Genomic DNA, 23,577 nt, shown 5'->3' with positions numbered 1-23,577 from the left:
ACCAAGGGTTTGTAGCCGCTGTATTGATCAACAAACTTGCTTAATGGCACGTCACACTTACCTTTGTTAAAGTTGACCAGCAGGTTTGGAAGAAAATATTTACTGGCTGCGTCATTGATCGTGATTATCTTTAGTCTTCACACTTGTCAAAAAAAGCGATAGTCCCACCACATGGCCCGAAAGATTGATTCGTTCGGGCCTTTATTCGTCCGAGACGGTGGGTTGGCATTTATGTCGCTAATTCCTGCCTGAGGCGGGATAGACCAGATTTTTGAGGCTCTCCTCGGCAATTTGGACGCCCCGTTTACATGGACTGTAGACTGTTGGGCGGCTTGCCGCGTGACAAAATTAGAGCCGGTGCTGGGCCTAACCCAGTGCCAAACTTGGAGTGAAACTGTGGATAGAGCACAAAAAGAACAGCTGGTCGACGATCTCGGCCAGATCTTTGAAAGCTCTGGCGTCGTAGTGGTTGCCCACTACGAAGGCATGACAGTTGCTGAAATGCAGGACCTGCGCGCGCAAATGCGTGATGCGGGTGGTTCTGTACGCGTTGCCAAGAACAAGCTCGCCAAAATCGCTCTTGAGGGCAAGCCATGCGAAAGCATCGCTGAGTACCTCTCGGGTATGACTGTAATCGCCTATTCCGAAGACCCTGTCGCAGCTGCGAAGGTCGTGGATAAGTACGCCAAAGGTAACGACAAGCTCGTTGTCTTGGGTGGTGCAATGGGTGACACAGCTCTTGATCCTGCTGGTGTTAAAGCCGTTGCCGGTATGCCATCGCGCGAGGAGCTTATTGCTTCTATCGTCGGTTGCATCGGTGCACCTGCTTCCAACATTGCTGGGGCCATTGGCGCGCCTGCTTCGAACATCGCAAGCATTCTTTCGACTATCGAAGAGAAAGCTGCATAAAGCATCTGAATTGACTTGGGGCTCTGCCCTGACGTTGGAACACACTTAAAACGAACGGAAAGCATAAAATGGCTGATCTGAAAAAACTAGCTGAAGAGATTGTTGGTCTTACCCTTCTCGAAGCACAAGAACTGAAAACCATCCTCAAAGACGAGTATGGCATCGAGCCCGCAGCTGGCGGCGCAGTAATGATGGCTGCAGGCGGCGACGCTGGTGGCGAAGCTGCTGCTGAGAAAACTGAATTCGACGTCGTTCTGAAGAACGCTGGCGCATCCAAAATCAACGTGATCAAAGAAGTTCGCGGCATCACAGGTCTTGGCCTGAAAGAAGCGAAAGATCTGGTTGAAGCTGGCGGCAAGATCAAAGAAGGCGCTGCTAAAGCAGAAGCTGAAGAGATCAAAGCTAAGCTGGAAGCAGTCGGCGCAGAAGTCGAACTGGCCTAAGCTAGTATCAGGCGAAGTTTTCTTCGTCATGAAAATAAGGCTGGGCGCGCAGAGATGTGCGTCCAGCCGAACCTGTCTTAGAGGTCGGCCAAATGCTGACCGACCCCTTGGGTAGGTTTGAGATGTCGGGAGGGTGCCGGTGGGACGGCAGCCACGAATAGACATCAAACCCCCGGTCAAATGGGTGGTGCGTCGCGGCCCGGGCGATGTGTCATTCGAGAGACAAACAAAAGGTGACACCGCATATGGCTTCCTCCTTCCTTGGTCAGAAACGCCTGCGTAAGTACTACGGCAAAATCCGTGAAGTACTCGAAATGCCGAACCTCATTGAGGTTCAGAAATCTTCTTATGATCTGTTCCTGCGCTCTGGCGACAGTGACACACCGCTTGACGGCGAAGGCATCAAAGGTGTCTTCCAGTCGGTGTTCCCGATCAAAGATTTCAACGAAACAGCTTTGCTTGAGTTCGTAAAATACGAGCTTGAAAAGCCAAAATATGACGTCGAAGAGTGCATGCAGCGCGACATGACGTACAGCGCGCCTCTTAAGGTCACGCTGCGTTTGATCGTGTTTGATGTGGACGAGGATACAGGCAACAAGTCTGTTAAAGACATCAAAGAACAAGACGTGTTCATGGGCGATATGCCTTTGATGACGCCGAACGGCACATTTGTCGTGAACGGCACAGAGCGCGTTATCGTATCTCAGATGCACCGTTCACCTGGCGTGTTCTTCGATCACGACAAAGGTAAAACACACTCGTCCGGTAAACTTCTGTTTGCTTGCCGCATTATCCCATACCGCGGTAGCTGGCTGGACTTTGAATTCGATGCGAAAGACCTTGTGTTCTGCCGTATCGACCGTCGTCGTAAACTGCCTGTCACAACCCTGCTTTATGCGCTGGGTCTGGACCAAGAAGGCATCATGAATGCCTACTACGACACTGTTGAATACCACCTTGATGCTAAAGCACGCGCTTGGCAGACAAAGTTCTTCCCAGAGCGTGTACGTGGCACACGTCCTGCGTTTGATCTGGTTGATGCGAAGACTGGTGAAGTCATCGCAAAAGCAGGCGAGAAAGTTACACCTCGTTCCGTCAAGAAACTGATCGACGAAGGTTCTGTCACTGATTTGCTAGTTCCATACGAGCAAATCATCGGCAAATTTGTGTCGACTGACATCATCAACGAAGAAACTGGCGCGATTTATGTCGAAGCTGGTGATGAGCTGACTGTTGAAGTGGACAAAGCTGGCGATGTGATCGGCGGTACGCTGAAAGATCTGGTTGATGCGGGCATCACCACGATCCCAGTCTTGGACATCGATAACGTCAATGTTGGCGCATACATGCGCAACACGATGGCGTCAGATAAGAACATGAACCGTGAAACGGCTCTCATGGATATCTACCGCGTGATGCGCCCAGGCGAGCCACCAACCGTAGATTCTGCGTCAGCTCTGTTCGACACGCTGTTCTTTGACAGTGAGCGTTACGACCTGTCCGCTGTTGGTCGCGTTAAGATGAACATGCGTCTCGACCTAGATGCTGAAGACACCATGCGCACATTGCGCAAGGAAGACATCGTATCCTGCATCAAAGCGTTGGTTGAGCTGCGCGATGGCAAAGGCGATATCGACGATATTGACCACCTTGGTAACCGTCGTGTCCGTTCCGTTGGCGAGCTGATGGAAAACCAATACCGTGTTGGCCTGCTTCGCATGGAGCGCGCGATCAAAGAACGTATGTCCAGCGTCGAAATCGACACTGTGATGCCTCAGGACCTGATCAACGCGAAACCAGCCGCTGCTGCGGTGCGTGAATTCTTCGGCTCTTCGCAGCTGTCGCAGTTCATGGACCAAACCAACCCGCTTTCCGAAGTGACACACAAGCGTCGTCTGTCTGCGCTTGGGCCCGGTGGTTTGACACGTGAACGTGCTGGCTTTGAAGTTCGTGACGTTCACCCAACGCACTACGGTCGTATGTGTCCAATTGAGACACCGGAAGGTCCAAACATTGGTCTGATCAACTCGCTGGCTACTTTTGCTCGCGTGAACAAATACGGCTTTATCGAAACACCATATCGCAAGGTTATCGAAGGCAAAGTAACTGACGAAGTCAGCTACATGTCCGCGACAGAAGAAATGCGTCACACTGTGGCGCAGGCCAACGCGAACTTGGACGAAGACGGTCGTTTCAACAACGATCTGGTTTCGACCCGTATGAACGGAGACTACACACTGGCGCCTCGTGAAAATGTCGACCTGATCGACGTTTCACCAAAGCAGCTGGTCTCTGTTGCTGCGTCCTTGATCCCGTTCCTTGAAAACGACGATGCTAACCGGGCCCTGATGGGTTCGAACATGATGCGTCAGGCTGTTCCATTGCTTCAAGCCGAGGCCCCGCTTGTGGGTACCGGTATCGAAGAAGTAGTGGCACGCGATTCAGGTGCTGCGATCATGGCGAAACGCGCTGGTATCATCGACCAAGTCGATGCGCAGCGTATCGTTATTCGTGCGACTTCTGATCTTGAACTGGGCGACGCAGGCGTAGACATCTATCGCATGCGTAAATTCCAGCGCTCGAACCAAAACACCTGCATCAACCAGCGTCCGCTGGTGAAGGTTGGCGATACAGTTCTTAAGGGCGAAGTTATTGCCGATGGTCCATCCACCGATATCGGTGAATTGGCTCTGGGTAAAAACGTGGTCGTCGCGTTTATGCCGTGGAACGGTTATAACTACGAAGATAGTATCCTGATCTCCGAGCGTATTACACGTGACGACGTCTTTACTTCGATCCACATCGAAGAATTCGAAGTCGCCGCTCGCGATACAAAGCTTGGGCCAGAGGAAATCACACGCGATATTCCAAACGTTGGTGAAGAAGCGCTACGTAACCTCGACGAGGCTGGTATCGTTTACATTGGTGCCGAAGTAGAGCCAGGCGACATTCTAGTCGGTAAGATCACACCAAAAGGCGAAAGCCCGATGACACCAGAAGAAAAGCTTCTGCGTGCTATCTTTGGTGAGAAAGCGTCTGACGTTCGCGATACATCGCTGCGCGTTAAGCCAGGTGATTTCGGCACAGTCGTAGAAGTGCGCGTCTTTAACCGCCATGGTGTGGAAAAAGACGAACGTGCGCTTCAGATCGAACGTGAAGAAGTTGAACGTTTGGCTCGTGACCGCGACGACGAATTGGTGATCCTTGACCGGAACATCTATGCGCGTCTGAAGTCGATGATCATCGGCAAAGAAGCTGTCAAAGGTCCACGTGGTTTCAAACCAAACTCGATCGTTACCGAAGAGTCATTGGCTGAGCTTAGCCGTGGCCAGTGGTGGCAGGTTGCCCTGAAGGATGAAGCTGACGCTCAGGTCGTAGAAGCCCTGAACGAACAGTACGAAATCCAGAAGCGTGCAATGGATGCGCGTTTTGAGGACAAAGTCGAGAAAGTCCGCCGTGGTGATGATTTGCCACCGGGTGTTATGAAGATGGTCAAAGTCTTCGTTGCGGTGAAGCGTAAGCTGCAGCCGGGCGATAAGATGGCGGGTCGTCACGGGAACAAAGGTGTTATTTCCAAGGTTGTGCCTATGGAAGACATGCCGTTCCTTGCCGATGGTACGCCGGTTGATTTCTGTCTGAACCCGCTTGGTGTTCCTTCACGTATGAACGTCGGTCAGATCCTTGAAACTCACATGGGTTGGGCTGCACGCGGTCTGGGTATCCAGATTGACGATGCGCTTGGTGAATACCGTCGCTCTGGCGATCTGACACCTGTTCGTGATGCGATGAAGATCGTGTACGGTGACGACGTTTACGGCGAAGGCATCGAAGGCATGGACGAAGGTCAGCTGGTCGAAGCTGCTGGTAACGTCACACGTGGTGTGCCGATTGCGACGCCTGTCTTTGACGGTGCGAAAGAAGCAGACGTAAACGATGCACTGACGCGTGCCGGTTTCGATACTTCTGGCCAATCAGTACTGTTTGACGGCCGTACAGGTGAACAGTTTAGCCGTAAGGTTACTGTGGGTGTGAAATACCTGCTGAAACTGCACCACTTGGTCGACGACAAGATCCACGCACGTTCCACCGGGCCTTACAGCCTTGTCACGCAGCAACCGTTGGGTGGTAAAGCCCAGTTCGGTGGCCAGCGTTTCGGGGAAATGGAAGTCTGGGCATTGGAAGCTTATGGCGCTGCTTACACCCTGCAAGAGATGCTGACTGTGAAGTCGGATGACGTTGCAGGCCGGACGAAAGTCTACGAAAGCATCGTCAAGGGCGAAGACAACTTTGAGGCAGGCGTCCCAGAGTCGTTCAACGTGCTCGTGAAAGAAGTCCGGGGCCTCGGCCTCAACATGGAACTCCTGGATGCAGAGGATGAGGAATAAGAGATTTCTAGAAATCTCTTAGGGTCAGATGGTTTTTCTAGAAAAACCATCGCCCGCCCTCTCCCCACTGCACCCAATTCAAGGAATTGAAGATGAACCAGGAACTGACAAACAACCCGTTTAACCCGCTCACACCGGCTAAAACGTTTGACGAAATCAAGGTGTCTTTGGCATCTCCAGAGCGCATCCTGTCATGGTCGTTCGGTGAGATCAAAAAGCCAGAGACCATCAACTACCGTACGTTCAAACCAGAGCGTGACGGTCTGTTCTGTGCGCGTATCTTTGGCCCAATCAAAGATTACGAATGCCTATGCGGCAAATATAAGCGCATGAAATATCGCGGCGTTGTCTGCGAAAAATGTGGTGTTGAAGTTACGCTGCAAAAGGTCCGCCGCGAGCGCATGGGCCACATCGAACTAGCTGCACCCGTTGCACACATCTGGTTCTTGAAATCGCTGCCATCCCGTATCGGTCTGATGCTGGACATGACACTGCGTGATCTTGAGCGCATTCTGTATTTCGAAAACTACGTTGTGATCGAGCCCGGCCTGACAGACCTGACCTATGGTCAGTTGATGACTGAGGAAGAATTCAACGACGCGCAGGATTTGTACGGCATGGACGCGTTCCAAGCCAACATCGGTGCTGAAGCGATCCGCGAAATGCTGTCCCAGATTGATCTGGAAGGTGAAGCAGACCAACTGCGCGCTGATCTGAAAGAAGCGACAGGCGAACTGAAGCCGAAGAAGATCATCAAGCGTTTGAAGATCGTCGAAAACTTCCTTGAATCTGGCAACCGTCCTGAATGGATGGTCATGACCGTGATCCCTGTGATCCCACCAGAGCTGCGCCCACTGGTGCCGCTGGATGGTGGCCGCTTTGCGACATCCGATCTGAACGATCTGTATCGCCGCGTTATCAACCGGAACAACCGCCTGAAGCGTCTGATCGAACTGCGCGCACCTGACATCATCGTCCGTAACGAAAAGCGGATGCTGCAGGAATCTGTTGACGCATTGTTCGACAACGGCCGTCGTGGTCGCGTGATCACGGGTGCTAACAAGCGTCCGCTGAAATCGCTGTCCGACATGCTGAAGGGTAAGCAAGGTCGCTTCCGTCAAAACCTTTTGGGTAAGCGCGTCGACTTCTCTGGTCGTTCGGTCATTGTGACTGGTCCAGAGCTGAAGCTGCACCAATGTGGTCTGCCGAAGAAGATGGCGCTCGAGCTGTTCAAGCCGTTCATCTATTCGCGCCTCGAAGCAAAAGGTCTGTCTTCAACCGTGAAGCAGGCGAAAAAGCTGGTCGAAAAAGAGCGTCCCGAAGTTTGGGATATCTTGGACGAGGTGATCCGCGAGCACCCAGTGTTCCTGAACCGTGCGCCTACGCTGCACCGTTTGGGTATTCAGGCGTTCGAACCCACCCTGATCGAAGGTAAAGCGATCCAGCTGCACCCGCTTGTCTGCTCTGCGTTTAACGCCGACTTTGACGGTGACCAAATGGCTGTTCACGTGCCTCTTTCGCTGGAAGCCCAGCTGGAAGCACGCGTCTTGATGATGTCTACGAACAACGTTCTGTCGCCTGCCAACGGTGCGCCAATCATCGTTCCTTCACAGGATATGATTTTGGGCCTCTACTACACGACCATCATGCGCGAAGGCATGAAGGGCGAAGGTATGGAGTTCCGCGACATCGAAGAAGTCGAGCACGCTCTGAACGCTGGTGAGGTGCACCTGCACGCGAAAATCACCGCGCGTATGCCGCAGATCGACGAAGAAGGTAACGAAGTGATGGTTCGCTTCGAAACAACACCTGGCCGTCTGCGTCTTGGTGGTCTTCTGCCGATGAACGCTAAAGCACCGTTTGCTTTGGTGAACCGTCTGCTGCGTAAGAAAGAAGTTCAGCAAGTTATTGATACCGTCTACCGCTACTGCGGTCAGAAGGAATCGGTTATCTTCTGTGATCAGATCATGACCATGGGCTTCCGCGAAGCGTTCAAGGCTGGCATCTCGTTCGGTAAGGACGACATGGTTATCCCAGACAACAAATGGGAACTGGTCGACGAAACACGTGACCTCGTGAAAGACTTTGAACAGCAGTACATGGACGGCCTGATTACTCAGGGTGAAAAGTACAACAAAGTTGTTGATGCGTGGTCAAAGGCAAACGACAAAGTCACTGATGCGATGATGTCCACGATTTCGGATTCCGGTCGCGATGCGAACGGCGCTGAAAACGAGCCTAACTCGGTCTACATGATGGCCCACTCCGGTGCGCGTGGTTCTGTTACGCAGATGAAACAGCTGGGTGGTATGCGTGGTCTGATGGCTAAGCCAAACGGCGAAATCATCGAAACACCGATCATCTCGAACTTTAAAGAAGGTCTGACCGTTCTCGAGTACTTCAACTCGACCCACGGTGCCCGTAAGGGTCTGTCAGATACCGCTTTGAAAACTGCGAACTCTGGTTACCTGACACGTCGTCTGGTAGACGTTGCACAAGATTGCATCGTTCGCGAGATCGATTGTGGTACGGATCGTGCGATCACTGCCGAAGCCGCCGTAAACGATGGTGAAGTTGTTTCGTCATTGGCTGAACGCGTCCTCGGCCGTGTGTCTGCTGACGATGTTCTGAAGCCGGGCACAGACGAAGTTATCGTCGAAGCTGGCGAACTCATCGACGAACGCAAAGCCGACATGATCGACGTTGCGGGTATCGGTAAAATGCGCATCCGCAGCCCGCTGACCTGTGAAGCCGAAGATGGCGTCTGTGCAATGTGCTACGGTCGTGACCTTGCACGTGGTACACGTGTGAACATCGGCGAAGCTGTCGGCATCATCGCTGCGCAGTCCATCGGTGAACCTGGTACACAGCTGACAATGCGTACATTCCACATTGGTGGTGTTGCGCAGGGTGGCCAACAGTCGTTCCAAGAGGCTTCTCAGCCGGGTAAAATCCGCTTCGACAACGCGTCGTTGCTGGAAAATGCTGCTGGTGAAATGGTCGTCATGGGCCGGAACATGGTCCTGTCGATCACAGATGCTGAAGGCACAGAGCTTGCTAACCACAAGGTTGGCTACGGTTCTAAGGTGTTCGTCAAAGAAGGTCAGGATATCCTTCGCGGCGACAAGCTGTTCGAATGGGATCCATACACTCTGCCGATCATTGCTGAAAAATCAGGTACGGCGAAATACGTCGATCTGGTTAACGGTATCGCAGTTCGTGAAGACACCGATGATGCAACGGGTATGACCCAGCGTATCGTTGCTGACTGGCGTGCGGCACCAAAAGGCAATGAGCTTGCACCAAAGATCATCGTGGTCGGTGCTGACGGCGAACCTGCCATGAAAGACGATGGTAACCCTGTCGCCTACGGTATGTCTGTTGATGCCATCCTGTCTGTCGAAGACGGTCAGGAGATCAAGGCTGGTGACGTTGTTGCGCGTATCCCGCGTGAAGGCGCCAAGACCAAGGACATCACTGGTGGTCTGCCACGTGTTGCTGAACTGTTCGAAGCTCGTCGTCCAAAAGACCACGCAATCATCGCGGAAATCGATGGCTACGTGCGCTTTGGCAAGGACTATAAGAACAAGCGTCGCATCGCGATTGAATCTTCTGAGGACTCAGAGGTTAAGGTCGAATACATGGTGCCTAAGGGTAAGCACATTCCGGTTGCGGAAGGTGACTTTGTCCAGAAGGGCGACTACATCATGGACGGTAACCCTGCTCCGCACGATATTCTTGCGGTTATGGGTGTCGAAGCCTTGGCTGACTACATGATCGACGAAGTTCAGGACGTTTACCGTCTGCAGGGCGTTAAGATCAACGATAAGCACATCGAAGTTATCGTGCGTCAGATGCTCCAGAAATGGGAAATCCAAGACAGCGGTGACACTGTTCTGCTAAAAGGCGAGAACGTCGATAAGGCTGAGTTTGATGAGGCCAACGCGAAGGCGCTGAAACGCGGCGATCGTCCGGCAACAGGTGAGCCGATCCTCTTGGGGATCACCAAGGCATCGCTGCAAACGCGTTCGTTCATCTCTGCTGCGTCGTTCCAGGAAACCACACGCGTTCTGACCGAGGCTTCGGTTCAGGGCAAACGTGATAAACTGATCGGCCTGAAAGAGAACGTCATCGTGGGCCGCCTGATCCCAGCTGGTACCGGTGGTGCAACACAGCAAATGCGCCGTGTTGCTGCAGAGCGCGACAATGTCGTACTGGATGCACGCCGTCTGGAGGCAGAACAAGCCGCCGCGCTTGCCGCGCCAATGGAATCGTCAAACGACGTATCCGAAAGCGACGTGTTCAGCGATCTGGTTGTTGACACACCCGAAGGCGACGACGCGTAAATACGCCAAAACGAATTAAAAAGGCCCTCGCATCGCGGGGGCCTTTTTGTTTGCGCCCTATATGCGTCGCTTCCCGCACTTACAGTGTCTGATGCTGGCTGGTTGCCGGTACCTTTGACTGCTACGTCTCTGGTATGACAACTATTTCCGACAACACGCGCGGCGCGCTTCTTATGATGGGGGGCATGTGTGCCTATACGGCGAACGATGCCTTCATGAAGGCACTGTCCGACGAAATCCCTTTGTTTGAGGCCGTGCTATGGCGCGGTGTCGGCGCAATCATTTGTTTGCTGATTATGTGCAGGATGATGGGGCAGTTACGTTTTGACCTGCCGCGTCGCGAGTGGGGTTTGATCATCTTGCGTAGCCTTGGCGAAGTCGCCGGTACCTATTTCTTTCTGACCGCCTTGTTCAACATGCCCATCGCGAATGTGAGTGCGATATTGCAGTCGCTTCCGCTGGCAGTGAGCTTAAGCGCGACGGTATTCTTAGGTGAGCCTTTGGGATGGCGGCGAATGGCGGCGATTAGTGTCGGGTTTGCAGGGGTGTTACTGATCATTCAGCCGGGTGGGGCGGACTTTAATTTGTTTAGCCTTTACGCCTTGGCGGCGGTGGCCTGCGTCACCCTGCGTGATGTCGTCGTGCGCCGGATGTCGCGCGATGTGCCTTCGATCTTTGTCGCACTTATTGCGGCTGTCGGGGTTACCTTGTTGGGTGGGGTGGGGTCGCTGTTTACGGAAAGCGTACCATTTACAACCAAGGCGACGCTGCAGTTGCTTGGGGCGACAGCATTTCTGATTTGCGGCTATATTTTTTCCGTCACCGCAATGCGCTGGGGCGAGATCAGTTTCGTTGCGCCGTTCCGCTATACCAGCCTGATTGTCGCGATGATCCTTGGTGTGTTGGTCTTTGGCGAATGGCCCAACTTTTTGACCATGATTGGGGCAATGATCGTCGTCGCGACTGGTCTGTTCACGCTTTATCGTGAAAGCCGAAACCGTGTGCGGCGCGTGCCCGTACCGTCAGCGCGGTAACGCTTGGCGGCGAACTGTTGACAGGCATTCCGACTCCCCCTATACGCCGCTCATCCGGACTAGGGGAATTCCCTCTTTTGTTCCGATATCAAAGTTGAGTGGTCAAGAACCGGACGCCTATTGTCTTGTTCCTCTGTAGCCCAACCGCACCGAACCTCCGGTAAGGGTTCGACTGCGGAATTTTTGTGCTTTTCGAAGACGAAGGGCATTTTTGAAACCGCTCCCGCTAGGGGGCACACACGTGAATAGATGGGAACATCAAACGATGCCAACGATTCAGCAGCTGATCCGCAAGCCGCGCCAGCCAAAAGTTACACGATCCAAGTCCATGCACTTGGAATCCTGCCCACAAAAACGCGGCGTTTGCACACGCGTTTATACAACGACACCAAAGAAACCTAACTCCGCTATGCGTAAGGTTGCCAAAGTGCGCCTGACAAACGGTTTCGAAGTCATCTCTTACATCCCCGGTGAAAGCCACAACCTTCAGGAACACTCTGTGGTTCTGATCCGCGGCGGCCGTGTAAAAGATTTGCCAGGTGTTCGTTACCACATCCTGCGCGGTGTACTTGATACCCAAGGTGTTAAAGACCGTAAGCAACGTCGTTCTAAGTACGGCGCGAAGCGTCCTAAGTAAGGAAAAGATTAGATGTCACGTCGTCACGCCGCTGAAAAACGCGAAGTTCTGCCAGACGCAAAGTTTGGCGATATCATCCTGACCAAGTTCATGAACAACCTCATGATCGATGGCAAAAAATCTGTTGCTGAACGCATCGTTTACAACGCATTCGATCGCGTTGAAGACAAGCTGAAAAAAGCACCTGTGGAAGTGTTCCACGAGGCGCTGGACAACATCAAGCCTTCCGTCGAAGTGCGTTCGCGCCGCGTCGGTGGTGCAACATACCAAGTTCCTGTTGAAGTGCGCCCTGAGCGCCGTGAAGCACTTGCGATCCGTTGGTTGATCAAAGCTGCGAAATCACGCAACGAGAACACAATGGAAGAGCGCCTTGCAGGCGAGCTGATCGATGCCGTGAATGGCCGCGGTACAGCCGTTAAAAAGCGTGAAGACACTCACAAAATGGCCGACGCTAACAAAGCGTTCAGCCACTACCGCTGGTAATAGGAAGCATCTGATATGGCACGCGAGTATCCTCTCGATCTATACCGGAACTTTGGTATCATTGCGCACATCGACGCAGGGAAAACCACTTGTTCCGAACGTATCCTTTACTACACAGGCAAGTCCCACAACATCGGCGAAGTGCACGATGGCGCTGCGACTATGGACTGGATGGAACAGGAGCAGGAACGGGGTATTACAATTACTTCCGCTGCGACGACAACATTCTGGGAGCGCACAGAGAACGGCACAGAAGCTGACTCTCCTAAGCACCGCATGAACATCATCGACACACCAGGCCACGTTGACTTCACAATCGAAGTTGAACGTTCCTTGGCTGTTCTCGATGGTGCTGTTTGTGTTCTTGACGCAAACGCTGGTGTTGAGCCTCAGACAGAAACTGTTTGGCGTCAGGCTGACCGCTACAAAGTTCCGCGTATGGTTTTCGTCAACAAAATGGACAAAATCGGCGCTGACTTCTTCAACTGCGTTCGCATGATTGAAGACCGTACTGGTGCACGCGCTATCCCAGTTGCGTTCCCAATCGGTGCAGAAACAGAGCTTGAAGGTCTGGTTGACCTCGTCACCATGGAAGAATGGTTGTGGCAGGGTGAAGACCTTGGCGCGTCTTGGATCAAAGCACCGATCCGCGAAAGCCTAGCAGCACAAGCTGCTGAGTGGCGTGAAAAGCTGGTCGAAGCTGCTGTTGAGCAAGACGACGATGCAATGGAAGCGTACCTCGAAGGCAACGAGCCAGAAGTACCAGTCCTGCGCAAGCTGATCCGTAAGGCCTGCTTGAACTTGTCTTTCGTACCTGTTCTTGGTGGTTCTGCCTTTAAGAACAAAGGTGTTCAGCCACTGTTGAACGCTGTTGTTGACTATCTTCCATCTCCTTTGGACGTTGTTGACTACATGGGCTTTAAGCCGGGCGATGAAGACGAAGTTCGTAACATTGCGCGTCGTGCAGATGACGACATGGCTTTCTCTGGTCTTGCGTTTAAAATCATGAACGACCCATTCGTGGGCTCGCTGACATTTACACGGATCTACTCCGGTACTTTGTCTAAGGGCGACACAATGCTGAACTCTACTAAGGGTCACAAAGAGCGCGTCGGTCGTATGATGATGATGCACTCTAACGATCGTGAAGAGATCGATGAAGCATTTGCTGGCGACATCATCGCGCTTGGTGGTCTGAAGAACACCACAACCGGTGACACCCTGTGTGCGCAAAACGAACCAGTTGTTCTTGAAACAATGACGTTCCCTGATCCTGTGATCGAGATCGCCGTTGAGCCAAAAACAAAAGGCGACCAAGAAAAGATGGGCATCGCTCTGCAGCGTCTGTCTGCTGAAGATCCATCCTTCCGCGTGGAAACTGATCTGGAATCAGGTCAGACCATCATGAAGGGCATGGGCGAACTTCACCTCGACATCCTTGTTGACCGCATGAAGCGCGAATTCAAAGTTGAGGCGAACATCGGTGCACCGCAGGTGGCTTACCGCGAGACCATTGGTCACGCTGTTGAACATACTTACACGCACAAGAAGCAGTCTGGTGGTTCAGGTCAGTTCGGTGAAGTTAAGCTGAACATCATGCCTACAGAGCCAGGTGAAGGTTACTCGTTCGAGTCTCTGATCGTTGGTGGTGCTGTTCCTAAGGAATACATCCCAGGCGTCGAAAAAGGTATCAAGTCCGTGATGGACAGCGGTCCTTTGGCTGGCTTCCCTGTGATCGACTTCAAAGTGCAGCTGCTTGACGGTAAGTTCCACGATGTTGACTCCAGCATCCTCGCATTCGAAATCGCTGCACGTATGTGTATGCGTGAAGGTATGCGTAAAGCTGGCGCGAAACTGCTCGAGCCGATCATGAAAGTCGAAGTGATCACGCCTGAAGAATACACTGGTGGTATCATCGGTGACCTTACTTCACGTCGTGGTCAGGTTCAGGGTCAAGACACTCGTGGCAACGCCATCGCGATCGACGCAATGGTTCCGCTGGCGAACATGTTCGGCTACATCAACACACTGCGCTCCATGTCTTCGGGCCGTGCACAGTTCTCGATGCAGTTCGACCACTATGATCCGGTTCCACAGAACCTTTCAGAAGAGATCCAAAAGAAATACGCGTGATGAAAATGAAAGCCATCTTCGCAATTTTTGCGGCACTTCTTCTTTCAGCTTGTGCTGCCGGACCTCTTATAGATCCGGAAGTATCAAGTCGGATGGTCGTGCAGGAGATCGCGGTCACTACACCCAACCTTTCGGGTGTTAGCGGCCGGTCTATCTCTGTGCCGAACAATCAGGTGCAGTCGGACATCTCTAGGGCTTTGGCAGCACGTATGCAGGGGCGGGGGATGCCCGGTGGTAATCCCGTCCGTGTGGACGTGGATGTTGACCGGGTGAGCCTTGTCTCCCCCGGACAGTCGTTGCTGATTGGTGGAGTTAGCAGTGTTTCTGCAACGGTCTCGGTTGTTGATCTTTCAACAGGTGGGGTGCTTTTGCCCGAAACTAAGATGACTTCATCAAGTGACGGCTGGGCGCCTGGCGGTATCGTTGGCGCTGCGTCCCGGGGCTCCGCACAAGAAGACTATCGCAAGACAGTAGCGAGTTTCGCAAACACTGTTGCGCAACGTCTTTTGGGGGCCCGCGCGGTTTCAGGTACGACGGCGTTCTCCGATAGCCGTAGTTCCAGCGCAACGACCGCTGCGGGGGACAACAACGCGCTCCGTCCCGCGGCTTGGAAAATGTAAGTTTACGCCTAATTGGCGTGATGAATGAAATACCCTCTAAAGGAAAAAAGAAATGGCTAAGGAAAAGTTTGAACGTAATAAGCCGCACGTTAACATTGGTACAATCGGCCACGTTGACCACGGTAAAACAACCCTGACAGCAGCGATCACCAAGTACTTTGGTGACTTCCAAGCGTACGACCAAATTGACGGTGCGCCAGAAGAAAAAGCACGTGGTATCACGATCTCTACAGCACACGTTGAGTACGAGACTGAGTCACGTCACTACGCACACGTTGACTGCCCCGGCCACGCCGACTACGTCAAGAACATGATCACTGGTGCTGCTCAAATGGACGGCGCGATCTTGGTTGTGAACGCAGCAGACGGCCCAATGCCACAGACACGCGAGCACATCCTGCTTGGTCGTCAGGTTGGCATCCCGTACATGGTTGTTTACATGAACAAAGTTGACCAAGTAGACGACGAAGAGCTGCTTGAGTTGGTTGAAATGGAAATCCGTGAACTGCTGTCGTCTTACGACTACCCAGGCGACGACATTCCAGTGATCCCAGGTTCAGCTTTGGCTGCGATGGAAGAGCGTGACGACAATATCGGTAAAGATTCTATCGTTAAGCTGATGGAAGCTGTTGATTCATACATCCCAACACCTGCACGTGCAGTTGACCTGCCGTTCCTGATGCCAGTTGAGGACGTGTTCTCGATCTCTGGTCGTGGTACAGTTGTGACTGGCCGTGTTGAGCGTGGCGTGATCAACGTTGGTGACGAGATTGAAATCGTTGGCATCAAAGACACACAGAAAACAACATGTACTGGTGTTGAAATGTTCCGCAAGCTGCTTGACCGCGGTGAAGCAGGCGACAACATCGGCGCACTTCTGCGTGGCGTTGACCGTGAAGCAGTTGAGCGTGGCCAGGTTCTTTGTAAGCCAGGTTCTGTGACACCACACACAAAGTTCGAAGCAGAAGCATATATTCTGACCAAAGAAGAAGGCGGTCGTCACACACCATTCTTCGCGAACTACCGTCCACAGTTCTACTTCCGTACAACTGACGTGACCGGCACTGTTGTTCTTCCTGAGGGCACAGAAATGGTCATGCCAGGCGACAACCTGAAGTTCAACGTTGAGCTGATCGCACCAATCGCGATGGAAGACGGTCTGCGCTTTGCGATCCGCGAAGGTGGCCGCACAGTCGGCGCCGGCGTTGTTTCTAAAATCGTAGAATAAGCCGTAGGTCGGGGTTCTCTCCGACACACACGAGACAAACGAAGGGCCGCTCCAGAAATGGAGCGGCTTTTTGCGTTCGCGGGCGTTCATGGATACGAATTGTTTAAGGCTTTAGTGCATGCCTTAACTAAGCTAATTGGCGGCAAACAAAGGAAAACGGATGAAAATTTCTATACCTCAAATATTCGGCGCGCTGGTGCTTGTCTTGGCTGGCTGCACATCTAATTCGTCAGAGTTGCATGCGCAAAAGGCTGCGAATATCGCAAGAAGTGAAGCAGCGCTTGAGTCTGCTCAGACAGTGCGTGTGTCGGGAAACCTCTTCCGGGTCGCCGTAATTGACGACCGTTCTTATGCATTGGTTGAGCAGACCAAGACGAAAGGCAAATACACTGTGGCCGATATCGAGGTTGCCGCGAATTCCGTAACGGGTTGCCAAGCTACGTTTGAGCCGGGAATACTTGCGCTTCTAGGCGGAGATATTGAGACTGCGGATTTGAACCTGTTGCGAAGCAAAGTGAGCGGCCGGTTCTACGGTTGGCGCACTAACTTGTCTTGTTAGTCCAGTCTAGTTTATAAAAATAGAGCGAGGCATTCTAACAGGATGATTTCTTGCAGCATGCCCCCTTGCTTTATTCTGCGACTCGTCCTAAACGACCCAAGTCCTGACAGGGTGCGCTCCGCGTGCCCTTTTTCAGTTCATTAAAAGACGCGATGAAGGTGCGCGATGAGCGCGCGTCTTCCTCTCCGATCTAGGCCCTAAATAGGGGTGATGAATATGGCTCAGAGCCAAAACATCCGCATCCGCCTTAAGGCGTTTGATTACCGGGTGCTTGATGCAAGCACACAGGAAATCGTTAGCACAGCAAAGCGCACTGGCGCTTCTGTACGTGGCCCAATCCCGCTGCCGAACAAGATTGAAAAATTCACTGTTCTGCGTGGCCCACACGTTGACAAAAAATCTCGCGATCAGTTTGAGATCCGTACGCACAAGCGTCTTCTCGACATCGTTGACCCAACACCACAGACAGTGGACGCGCTGATGAAGCTCGACCTGGCTGCTGGCGTTGACGTCCAGATTTCTGTTTAAGGAGGGTCTTAGATGCTCCGTACAGGACTTATCGCAAAGAAAGTCGGCATGACCCGGCTTTTCATGGAAGACGGCAAGCAGATTCCTGTGACCGTTCTTTCTCTCGAAAACCTGCAGGTTGTTGCGCAGCGTACAGCTGACGCTAACGGCTACACAGCTGTTCAGCTGGGTGCTGGTACTGCAAAAGCAAAACGCACAAGCCAAGCGATGCGCGGTCACTTTGCCGCTGCAAAGGTTGAGCCTAAGCGCAAGCTGGCAGAATTCCGCGTTTCCGAAGAAAACCTGATCGAAGTCGGCGCTGAGCTGTCTGCTGATCACTACCTCGAAGGCCAGTACGTTGACGTATCTGGTACATCGATCGGTAAAGGTTTTGCTGGTGCGATGAAGCGCCACAACTTTGGTGGTCTACGCGCGACACACGGTGTTTCGATCTCTCACCGTTCGCACGGTTCAACTGGTCAGTGTCAGGATCCTGGTAAGGTTTTCAAAGGCAAGAAAATGGCTGGTCACATGGGTGCGGCGAAAGTCACTACTCAGAACCTGCAAGTCGTTAAGACCGATGCCGACCGTGGTATCATCATGGTCAAAGGCGCTGTTCCCGGTTCCAAAGGTGGTTGGGTTACTCTGAAGGACGCGGTTAAGAAACCTGCTCCTGAAGGTATTGCATACCCTGCTGCTTTGCGCACCGCAGCTACGGCGGCTGATCAAACCGATGCTCCAGTTGAGGGAGGCGAAAACAATGAAGGCTGATGCAATCAAACTGGACGGTGGTAAAGCTGGTTCCGTCGAACTGAACGACGAGATCTTTGGTCTTGAGCCACGCAAGGACATCTTGCACCGTGTTGTTCGCTGGCAGCGTAACAAGGCAATGGCTGGTACACACGATGTGCTTGGTCGTTCCGAAGTGTCTTACTCGACTAAGAAGATCTATCGCCAAAAAGGTACTGGTGGCGCACGTCACGGTTCCCGTGGTGCTCCGATCTTCCGTTCGGGTGGTATCTACAAGGGTCCAACCCCACGTAGCCACGCCCACGAGTTGACCAAAAAGTTCCGCAAGCTGGGCCTTAAGCACGCTCTGTCCGCGAAAGTGGCAGCAGGCGAGCTGGTCATCGTTGACAACATCGACGTGAAAGACACCAAAACTTCTGCTCTGGCCAAACAGGTTGGTGCGTTGGGTTGGAAGCGTGCGTTGATCATCGATGGCGCCGAAGTCAGCGCTGACTTCAAAAAGGCAGCTGCTAACATCACAACCTTGAACGTTCTCCCTTCTCAGGGTGCTAACGTTTACGACATCCTGAAGTCTGACACTCTTGTTCTGACTAAAGCAGGTGTTGAAGCACTGGAGGCTCGTTTAGCATGAGCGCGAAAGCAGAACACTACGATGTGATCCGCAAGCCGATCATCACTGAAAAAGCAACAATGGCTTCTGAAGCTAATGCTGTTGTTTTCGAAGTTGCGATCGAAGCAAACAAACCACAGATCAAGCAAGCTGTTGAAGCTCTGTTTGGTGTGAAGGTTAAAGCGGTCAACACAACAATCACTAAGGGTAAAGTGAAGCGCTTCCGCGGTTCGCTCGGCACCCGTAAAGACGTTAAGAAGGCTTACGTTACTCTCGAAGAGGGTAACACCATCGACGTCTCGACTGGCCTGTAAGCCCGTCGGATAGTATTGGGAAAGGCCCTCGGCGAATGCCGGGGGCCTTTTTCGTTGCGCATTGCCTGCAAATGACCGTACTCGTAATCAAAGCCAACCCGAGGGCAAGCCATGACGATGATAACCGAAATTGAAGACTATTTTACCAAGGGCTGCGGGCGCTGTTCACGCTTTGACACGCCTGCCTGTTCAACGACCACTTGGGCGGACGGTCTGGCGGTGCTGCGCGATATCTGCCGTGATGCCGGACTTGAAGAAACGGTAAAGTGGGGTCACCCGTGCTATATGCATGCGGGGCGCAACATCGCATTGATCGGCGCGTTTAAGGGCGATTTTCGCCTGACGTTTATGAATGCGTCCCTGTTGAAAGACCCCGAAGGCGTACTGAAGCCAAGTGGCCCGAATAGCGCCACGCCAAGCGTGATGTATCTGACATCTGCCGATGACGTGGAGCGTCTGCGCCCGGTGATGCAATCATACCTGGCTGAGCTAAAGGGCTTTGCCGAAGCAGGGATCAAGCCGCCCAAAGTCGAGCGCGAACTTGAGCTGCCCGAAGAACTGATCGCCGCCCTCGACGACGACCCCGAACTGGCCGAAGCATTCCACAGCCTGACGCCGGGCCGCCAAAAAAGCTATGTGATCAACCTGAACGGCGCAAAGCAGTCAGCAACGCGGGTAAACAGGATCGCGAAGTTTCGGGATAAAATCATTGCAGGGAAGGGTGCGTTGGAGAGGTAAAATACGCGAAAAATTCCTAATGATCTGTCTGAAATACTGCTCGAAATAGATGCAGAGCTGAAGGCCCAAGGGGTGAAGCAGCATGCTAGGCCGATTCAGGCTGTTCGTGCATTTAGTAAACGTTTCAGCATTTCCATGCCATTGACTGATCAACTTAACACAGGTGCGCCTCGAGAGCTGAAGGTTGCGTCAAAATACACGAGAGAAATCTATCGATGGTACGACGATATGTACGGGGATGCACTCAAAGTTGATTTTTCCGAAAGAGCAAAAATTGGCGTTCTCGCTGATGGCGACATGTGGGAGATGCGTATTCCAAAGGTCTTTGGATTGGTTGTTGTGGAGGCGACGCGTGAAATGAGTGAGCCGACTACGAGCGCTATTGCTACCGGAGTAATTAGAGTTAATCCCTGTTGTTCTTTAGTTGGGCTTACGGAGGGACGCCTATCTAGGTTTGCTGGCGCTGATCTGAATGAGATCTATCAGTTGTACGTGATAGGGCTTGATGTCCGTGCTGCATTCGACCGATTTCGAAGTGCCCATCCAATGTTCGCGGAAGCAGAGAGTGATTGGGCTGCTGCGACAATGCACTTGACGGCGCAAACGCCAAATTATGGGCAGTCACGATGGGCTTCATTGCAGCTGTGTGAAAAGTTTATGAAGGGCTTAATCGCAATTATCGGTGACGAGAAGGTTGAGCGTACTCATAAGCTAAGCAGTCTTCATGATGCGTTACGTAAATCAGTTCCAAGCCTGAACCTGCATCACATGTTGTCTGACGTTGAGTGCATTGCTGCCGTTAGATACGGCGAGGTGCCTTCTTCGCGGATGGAGGCGTACGCGTCGCACAAGTCTAGTTTGCTTTTGGTGCGAAGTCTTGGTTCAATACGTGACGCCAATGATAGGTAATTAGTGATGCCGATAGCATACTAAAAAGCCCCAGCCTATAGACAGCCACCCTCGTCCCTGCTAAATCCCCGCAATCGCTTGGCCCCGGATTCGTTCTGGGGTCTGTGTGTTTATTACTCAGGGGACCTTCGGGGCCCTTTAACTGCCGGGTACTTTCCAACGCTGGTTGGTGCCCGCAAAGCAAACGGAAGAAGCTAACATGGCACTTAAGTCGTATAAGCCGACGACGCCAGGCCAACGTGGGTTGGTGCTGATCGACCGTTCGGAGCTTTGGAAAGGACGTCCAGTCAAGGCCCTTACACAGGGTTTGACGAAATCGGGCGGCCGGAACAACACCGGACGAATCACAATGCGTCGCATTGGTGGGGGTGCAAAGCGCCTTTACCGTATCGTTGATTTCAAACGTAACAAGCTGGACATGTCCGCTGTTGTTGCACGTATTGAATATGACCCGAACCGGACCGCATTCATTGCGCTGATCCAGTACGAAGACGGTACACAGAACTATATCCTTGCTCCTCAGCGTTTGGCTGTTGGTGACAAGGTGATCGCATCTGCCAAGGCTGACATTAAGCCAGGTAACGCGATGCCTTTCTCAGGCATGCCTATCGGTACGATCGTTCATAACATCGAAATGAAACCCGGTAAGGGCGGTCAAATCGCTCGTGCTGCTGGTACATACGCACAGTTCGTCGGTCGTGACGGTGGCTATGCGCAGATCCGCCTGTCTTCTGGCGAATTGCGTCTGGTACGTCAGGAATGCATGGCAACTGTCGGTGCTGTGTCGAACTCTGACCACTCTAACCAGAACTTCGGTAAAGCCGGCCGTATGCGCCACAAAGGCATCCGTCCTTCGGTTCGTGGTGTTGCGATGAACCCGATCGATCACCCCCACGGTGGTGGTGAAGGCCGGACATCTGGTGGTCGTACGCCTGTGACACCTTGGGGTAAAGACACCAAGGGTAAGCGTACCCGTAACAAAAACAAAGCGTCGCAGCGTCTTATCGTACGTTCGCGTCACGCCAAGAAGAAGGGTCGGTAATTATGGCTCGTTCCGTCTGGAAAGGCCCCTTTGTGGATGCCTACGTCTTGAAAAAGGCAGAAGCATCACGCGAAAGCGGTCGCAACGAAGTGATCAAAATCTGGTCACGTCGTTCTACAATCCTGCCTCAGTTCGTTGGCCTGACGTTCGGCGTCTACAACGGCAAGAAGCACATCCCTGTTAACGTCACTGAAGACATGATCGGTCAGAAGTTTGGTGAATATTCACCAACTCGTACCTATTACGGTCACGCAGCTGACAAAAAAGCGAAGCGGAAATAAGCCATGAGCAAGGATAATAATCCCCGCCGCGTGGCCGACAATGAAGCACGTGCAAAACTGCGCATGCTCCGTACTTCGCCACAAAAGCTAAACCTCGTTGCGGCACTGATCCGTGGTAAGAAAGTTGAGCAGGCTCTGACTGACCTGACTTTCTCCAAGAAGCGGATTTCAGATGACGTGAAGAAATGTCTTCAGTCTGCCATCGCGAATGCTGAAAACAACCACAACCTTGATGTTGATGAATTGGTTGTTGCAGAAGCATATTGCGGCAAGAACCTGATCATGAAGCGCGGTCGCCCGCGGGCACGTGGTCGTTTCGGCAAGATCATCAAGCCATTCTCGGAAATCACAATTGTGGTTCGCCAAGTTGAGGAGCAATCATAATGGGTAACAAAGTAAACCCTATCGGTATGCGTCTTCAGGTCAACCGCACCTGGGACAGCCGCTGGTACGCTGACACCAAAGATTATGGTGATCTGCTGCTAGAAGATCTGAAGATCAAAGACTTCATCAAAAAAGAATGTGCACAGGCTGGTATCAGCCGCGTGATCATCGAACGTCCGCACAAAAAGTGCCGCGTTACGATCCACGCTGCGCGTCCTGGTGTGATCATTGGTAAGAAAGGTGCGGACATCGAAGGTCTGCGTCAGAAGCTTGCTAAGCTGACAACTTCGGAACTGCACCTCAACATCGTTGAAGTTCGCAAGCCCGAGCTGGACGCGGCACTTGTTGCTGAATCCATCGGTCAGCAGCTGGAACGCCGTGTATCTTTCCGTCGCGCAATGAAGCGTTCGGTTCAGAATGCGATGCGCATGGGCGCCCTGGGTATCCGGGTCAACCTTGCTGGTCGTCTGGGCGGTGCTGAAATCGCGCGTACTGAATGGTACCGCGAAGGTCGTGTGCCTTTGCACACACTGCGTGCCGACATCGACTATGCATTGTTCGAAGCTATGACACCTTATGGGATCATCGGCATCAAGGTATTCATCTACAAAGGTGATATCATGGAGCACGACCCGTCAGCGCACGATCGTAAACATGCCGAGCTGCAAGAGGGTTCTATCCCTCGCGGCGCTGGCCGTCGCTAAGGAGCTAGATAGATGCTACAACCAAAGCGTACAAAACACCGCAAGCTGCACAAAGGCCGGATCCGTGGTCTTGCTAAGGGCGGTTCCGATCTTAACTTTGGCACATATGGCCTGAAGGCTATTGAACCAGAGCGGATCACTGCACGTCAGATCGAAGCTGCACGCCGTGCAATGACGCGTCACATGAAGCGTCAAGGCCGCGTTTGGATCCGTATCTTCCCTGACACGCCTGTTACATCTAAGCCTGTCGAAGTTCGTATGGGTAAAGGTAAAGGTTCTATCGATTTTTGGGCATGCAAGGTTAAACCTGGCCGCGTGATGTTCGAAATTGATGGCGTCAACGAAGACATCGCACGCGAAGCACTTCGCCTTGCTGCGATGAAGCTGCCGATCAAAACACGTACTGTTGTTCGTGAAGACTGGTAAGCCGTAGGGAGTTAGCTCCCGACGTCGACGAAATTGAAACCCCCGTTGAGAAATCAGCGGGGGTTTTATTGTGAGTGCAGCCCAATTGACGACGAGTGTGCGTCGGTCGCCCAAGTTTTCCCCTCACAGGTTTTA

Annotated in this window: 22 protein-coding genes; all 22 read left to right on the top strand. The window is 52.6% G+C overall.

The genetic code is table 11. The annotated features are described in order from the left end of the window. The first annotated feature begins 396 nt into the window (after window positions 1–396). Window positions 397–909, top strand: coding sequence for a 50S ribosomal protein L10 (gene rplJ, locus ACHUEV_RS07565; protein WP_106358371.1), 513 nt, complete (start codon window positions 397–399; stop codon window positions 907–909). A 68-nt stretch (window positions 910–977) separates the two neighbouring features. Further along, window positions 978–1,352: a 50S ribosomal protein L7/L12 gene (rplL, locus tag ACHUEV_RS07560; RefSeq protein WP_106358372.1), complete on the top strand. Its 375-nt coding sequence runs from the start codon at window positions 978–980 to the stop codon at window positions 1,350–1,352. 245 nt (window positions 1,353–1,597) lie between these two features. Continuing rightward, the gene (rpoB, locus tag ACHUEV_RS07555; protein WP_394178543.1) at window positions 1,598–5,737 is read left to right on the top strand and encodes a DNA-directed RNA polymerase subunit beta; all 4,140 of its coding nucleotides are present in this window, start codon (window positions 1,598–1,600) and stop codon (window positions 5,735–5,737) included. A gap of 92 nt (window positions 5,738–5,829) precedes the next feature. Then, a complete protein-coding gene (gene rpoC / locus ACHUEV_RS07550; protein WP_394178541.1) occupies window positions 5,830–10,083 on the top strand; it encodes a DNA-directed RNA polymerase subunit beta' in 4,254 nt (1,417 codons plus the stop codon). Between the two features lie 134 nt (window positions 10,084–10,217). Beyond that, window positions 10,218–11,117, top strand: a complete 900-nt coding sequence (locus tag ACHUEV_RS07545; protein ID WP_394178539.1) for a DMT family transporter — start codon at window positions 10,218–10,220, stop codon at window positions 11,115–11,117. A gap of 265 nt (window positions 11,118–11,382) precedes the next feature. Continuing rightward, window positions 11,383–11,754, top strand: a complete 372-nt coding sequence (gene rpsL, locus ACHUEV_RS07540) for a 30S ribosomal protein S12 (RefSeq protein WP_093990610.1) — start codon at window positions 11,383–11,385, stop codon at window positions 11,752–11,754. 12 nt (window positions 11,755–11,766) lie between these two features. After that, window positions 11,767–12,237 carry a 30S ribosomal protein S7 gene (rpsG, locus tag ACHUEV_RS07535; protein WP_394178536.1) on the top strand — a complete coding sequence of 157 codons (471 nt, stop codon included), beginning with the start codon at window positions 11,767–11,769 and terminating at the stop codon, window positions 12,235–12,237. 15 nt (window positions 12,238–12,252) lie between these two features. After that, window positions 12,253–14,370, top strand: a complete 2,118-nt coding sequence (gene fusA, locus ACHUEV_RS07530; protein ID WP_394178534.1) for an elongation factor G — start codon at window positions 12,253–12,255, stop codon at window positions 14,368–14,370. Further along, a complete protein-coding gene (locus ACHUEV_RS07525) occupies window positions 14,370–14,990 on the top strand; it encodes a DUF6778 family protein (RefSeq protein WP_394178532.1) in 621 nt (206 codons plus the stop codon). The genes fusA and ACHUEV_RS07525 overlap by 1 nt, the downstream gene beginning before the upstream one ends. Window positions 14,991–15,042: 52 nt before the next feature. Further along, entirely contained in the window at window positions 15,043–16,218 is a 1,176-nt protein-coding gene (gene tuf / locus ACHUEV_RS07520) for an elongation factor Tu (protein WP_394178530.1), read from the top strand. A 160-nt stretch (window positions 16,219–16,378) separates the two neighbouring features. Then, window positions 16,379–16,777: a hypothetical protein gene (locus tag ACHUEV_RS07515; protein WP_394178528.1), complete on the top strand. Its 399-nt coding sequence runs from the start codon at window positions 16,379–16,381 to the stop codon at window positions 16,775–16,777. A 216-nt stretch (window positions 16,778–16,993) separates the two neighbouring features. After that, window positions 16,994–17,305 (top strand): 30S ribosomal protein S10, encoded by a 312-nt coding sequence (rpsJ, locus tag ACHUEV_RS07510; protein ID WP_045997916.1) that lies wholly within the window; start codon window positions 16,994–16,996, stop codon window positions 17,303–17,305. A 12-nt stretch (window positions 17,306–17,317) separates the two neighbouring features. Continuing rightward, a complete protein-coding gene (gene rplC, locus ACHUEV_RS07505; protein ID WP_394178526.1) occupies window positions 17,318–18,055 on the top strand; it encodes a 50S ribosomal protein L3 in 738 nt (245 codons plus the stop codon). Next, window positions 18,045–18,665 (top strand): 50S ribosomal protein L4, encoded by a 621-nt coding sequence (gene rplD, locus ACHUEV_RS07500; RefSeq protein ID WP_394178524.1) that lies wholly within the window; start codon window positions 18,045–18,047, stop codon window positions 18,663–18,665. Before rplC ends, rplD begins: the two co-directional genes overlap by 11 nt. After that, window positions 18,662–18,958, top strand: a complete 297-nt coding sequence (locus ACHUEV_RS07495; RefSeq protein ID WP_106358383.1) for a 50S ribosomal protein L23 — start codon at window positions 18,662–18,664, stop codon at window positions 18,956–18,958. Before rplD ends, ACHUEV_RS07495 begins: the two co-directional genes overlap by 4 nt. A gap of 111 nt (window positions 18,959–19,069) precedes the next feature. Beyond that, a complete protein-coding gene (locus ACHUEV_RS07490) occupies window positions 19,070–19,696 on the top strand; it encodes a YdeI/OmpD-associated family protein (protein WP_394178522.1) in 627 nt (208 codons plus the stop codon). A gap of 72 nt (window positions 19,697–19,768) precedes the next feature. Beyond that, a complete protein-coding gene (locus ACHUEV_RS07485) occupies window positions 19,769–20,605 on the top strand; it encodes a hypothetical protein (RefSeq protein WP_394178520.1) in 837 nt (278 codons plus the stop codon). 199 nt (window positions 20,606–20,804) lie between these two features. Next, window positions 20,805–21,647, top strand: coding sequence for a 50S ribosomal protein L2 (rplB, locus tag ACHUEV_RS07480; RefSeq protein WP_106358385.1), 843 nt, complete (start codon window positions 20,805–20,807; stop codon window positions 21,645–21,647). Window positions 21,648–21,649: 2 nt separating this feature from the next. Next, complete coding sequence (gene rpsS / locus ACHUEV_RS07475; protein ID WP_055295568.1) at window positions 21,650–21,928, top strand: 30S ribosomal protein S19; 279 nt, start codon at window positions 21,650–21,652, stop codon at window positions 21,926–21,928. Between the two features lie 3 nt (window positions 21,929–21,931). Further along, the gene (gene rplV / locus ACHUEV_RS07470) at window positions 21,932–22,312 is read left to right on the top strand and encodes a 50S ribosomal protein L22 (RefSeq protein ID WP_090194821.1); all 381 of its coding nucleotides are present in this window, start codon (window positions 21,932–21,934) and stop codon (window positions 22,310–22,312) included. Next, window positions 22,312–23,016 carry a 30S ribosomal protein S3 gene (rpsC, locus tag ACHUEV_RS07465; protein ID WP_394178517.1) on the top strand — a complete coding sequence of 235 codons (705 nt, stop codon included), beginning with the start codon at window positions 22,312–22,314 and terminating at the stop codon, window positions 23,014–23,016. The genes rplV and rpsC overlap by 1 nt, the downstream gene beginning before the upstream one ends. A 12-nt stretch (window positions 23,017–23,028) precedes the next feature. Beyond that, the gene (gene rplP / locus ACHUEV_RS07460) at window positions 23,029–23,442 is read left to right on the top strand and encodes a 50S ribosomal protein L16 (protein ID WP_394178515.1); all 414 of its coding nucleotides are present in this window, start codon (window positions 23,029–23,031) and stop codon (window positions 23,440–23,442) included. The last annotated feature ends 135 nt before the right edge of the window (window positions 23,443–23,577 follow it).

Origin of the sequence: Yoonia maritima (assembly GCF_043641945.1) — a bacterium.
Classification (GTDB): domain Bacteria; phylum Pseudomonadota; class Alphaproteobacteria; order Rhodobacterales; family Rhodobacteraceae; genus Yoonia; species Yoonia maritima_B.
Note: the sequence above shows the minus strand (reverse complement) of the source record. Positions and strands in the feature narration are given on the sequence as shown.

Coding starts and splice junctions, on each gene's coding strand:
- rplL (WP_106358372.1), top strand. CDS start 978: ATGGCTGATCTGAAAAAACTAGCTGAAGAGATTGTTGGTCTTACCCTT.
- rpoB (WP_394178543.1), top strand. CDS start 1,598: ATGGCTTCCTCCTTCCTTGGTCAGAAACGCCTGCGTAAGTACTACGGC.
- rpoC (WP_394178541.1), top strand. CDS start 5,830: ATGAACCAGGAACTGACAAACAACCCGTTTAACCCGCTCACACCGGCT.
- ACHUEV_RS07545 (WP_394178539.1), top strand. CDS start 10,218: ATGACAACTATTTCCGACAACACGCGCGGCGCGCTTCTTATGATGGGG.
- rpsL (WP_093990610.1), top strand. CDS start 11,383: ATGCCAACGATTCAGCAGCTGATCCGCAAGCCGCGCCAGCCAAAAGTT.
- rpsG (WP_394178536.1), top strand. CDS start 11,767: ATGTCACGTCGTCACGCCGCTGAAAAACGCGAAGTTCTGCCAGACGCA.
- fusA (WP_394178534.1), top strand. CDS start 12,253: ATGGCACGCGAGTATCCTCTCGATCTATACCGGAACTTTGGTATCATT.
- ACHUEV_RS07525 (WP_394178532.1), top strand. CDS start 14,370: ATGAAAATGAAAGCCATCTTCGCAATTTTTGCGGCACTTCTTCTTTCA.
- tuf (WP_394178530.1), top strand. CDS start 15,043: ATGGCTAAGGAAAAGTTTGAACGTAATAAGCCGCACGTTAACATTGGT.
- ACHUEV_RS07515 (WP_394178528.1), top strand. CDS start 16,379: ATGAAAATTTCTATACCTCAAATATTCGGCGCGCTGGTGCTTGTCTTG.
- rpsJ (WP_045997916.1), top strand. CDS start 16,994: ATGGCTCAGAGCCAAAACATCCGCATCCGCCTTAAGGCGTTTGATTAC.
- rplC (WP_394178526.1), top strand. CDS start 17,318: ATGCTCCGTACAGGACTTATCGCAAAGAAAGTCGGCATGACCCGGCTT.
- rplD (WP_394178524.1), top strand. CDS start 18,045: ATGAAGGCTGATGCAATCAAACTGGACGGTGGTAAAGCTGGTTCCGTC.
- ACHUEV_RS07495 (WP_106358383.1), top strand. CDS start 18,662: ATGAGCGCGAAAGCAGAACACTACGATGTGATCCGCAAGCCGATCATC.
- ACHUEV_RS07490 (WP_394178522.1), top strand. CDS start 19,070: ATGACGATGATAACCGAAATTGAAGACTATTTTACCAAGGGCTGCGGG.
- rplB (WP_106358385.1), top strand. CDS start 20,805: ATGGCACTTAAGTCGTATAAGCCGACGACGCCAGGCCAACGTGGGTTG.
- rpsS (WP_055295568.1), top strand. CDS start 21,650: ATGGCTCGTTCCGTCTGGAAAGGCCCCTTTGTGGATGCCTACGTCTTG.
- rplV (WP_090194821.1), top strand. CDS start 21,932: ATGAGCAAGGATAATAATCCCCGCCGCGTGGCCGACAATGAAGCACGT.
- rpsC (WP_394178517.1), top strand. CDS start 22,312: ATGGGTAACAAAGTAAACCCTATCGGTATGCGTCTTCAGGTCAACCGC.
- rplP (WP_394178515.1), top strand. CDS start 23,029: ATGCTACAACCAAAGCGTACAAAACACCGCAAGCTGCACAAAGGCCGG.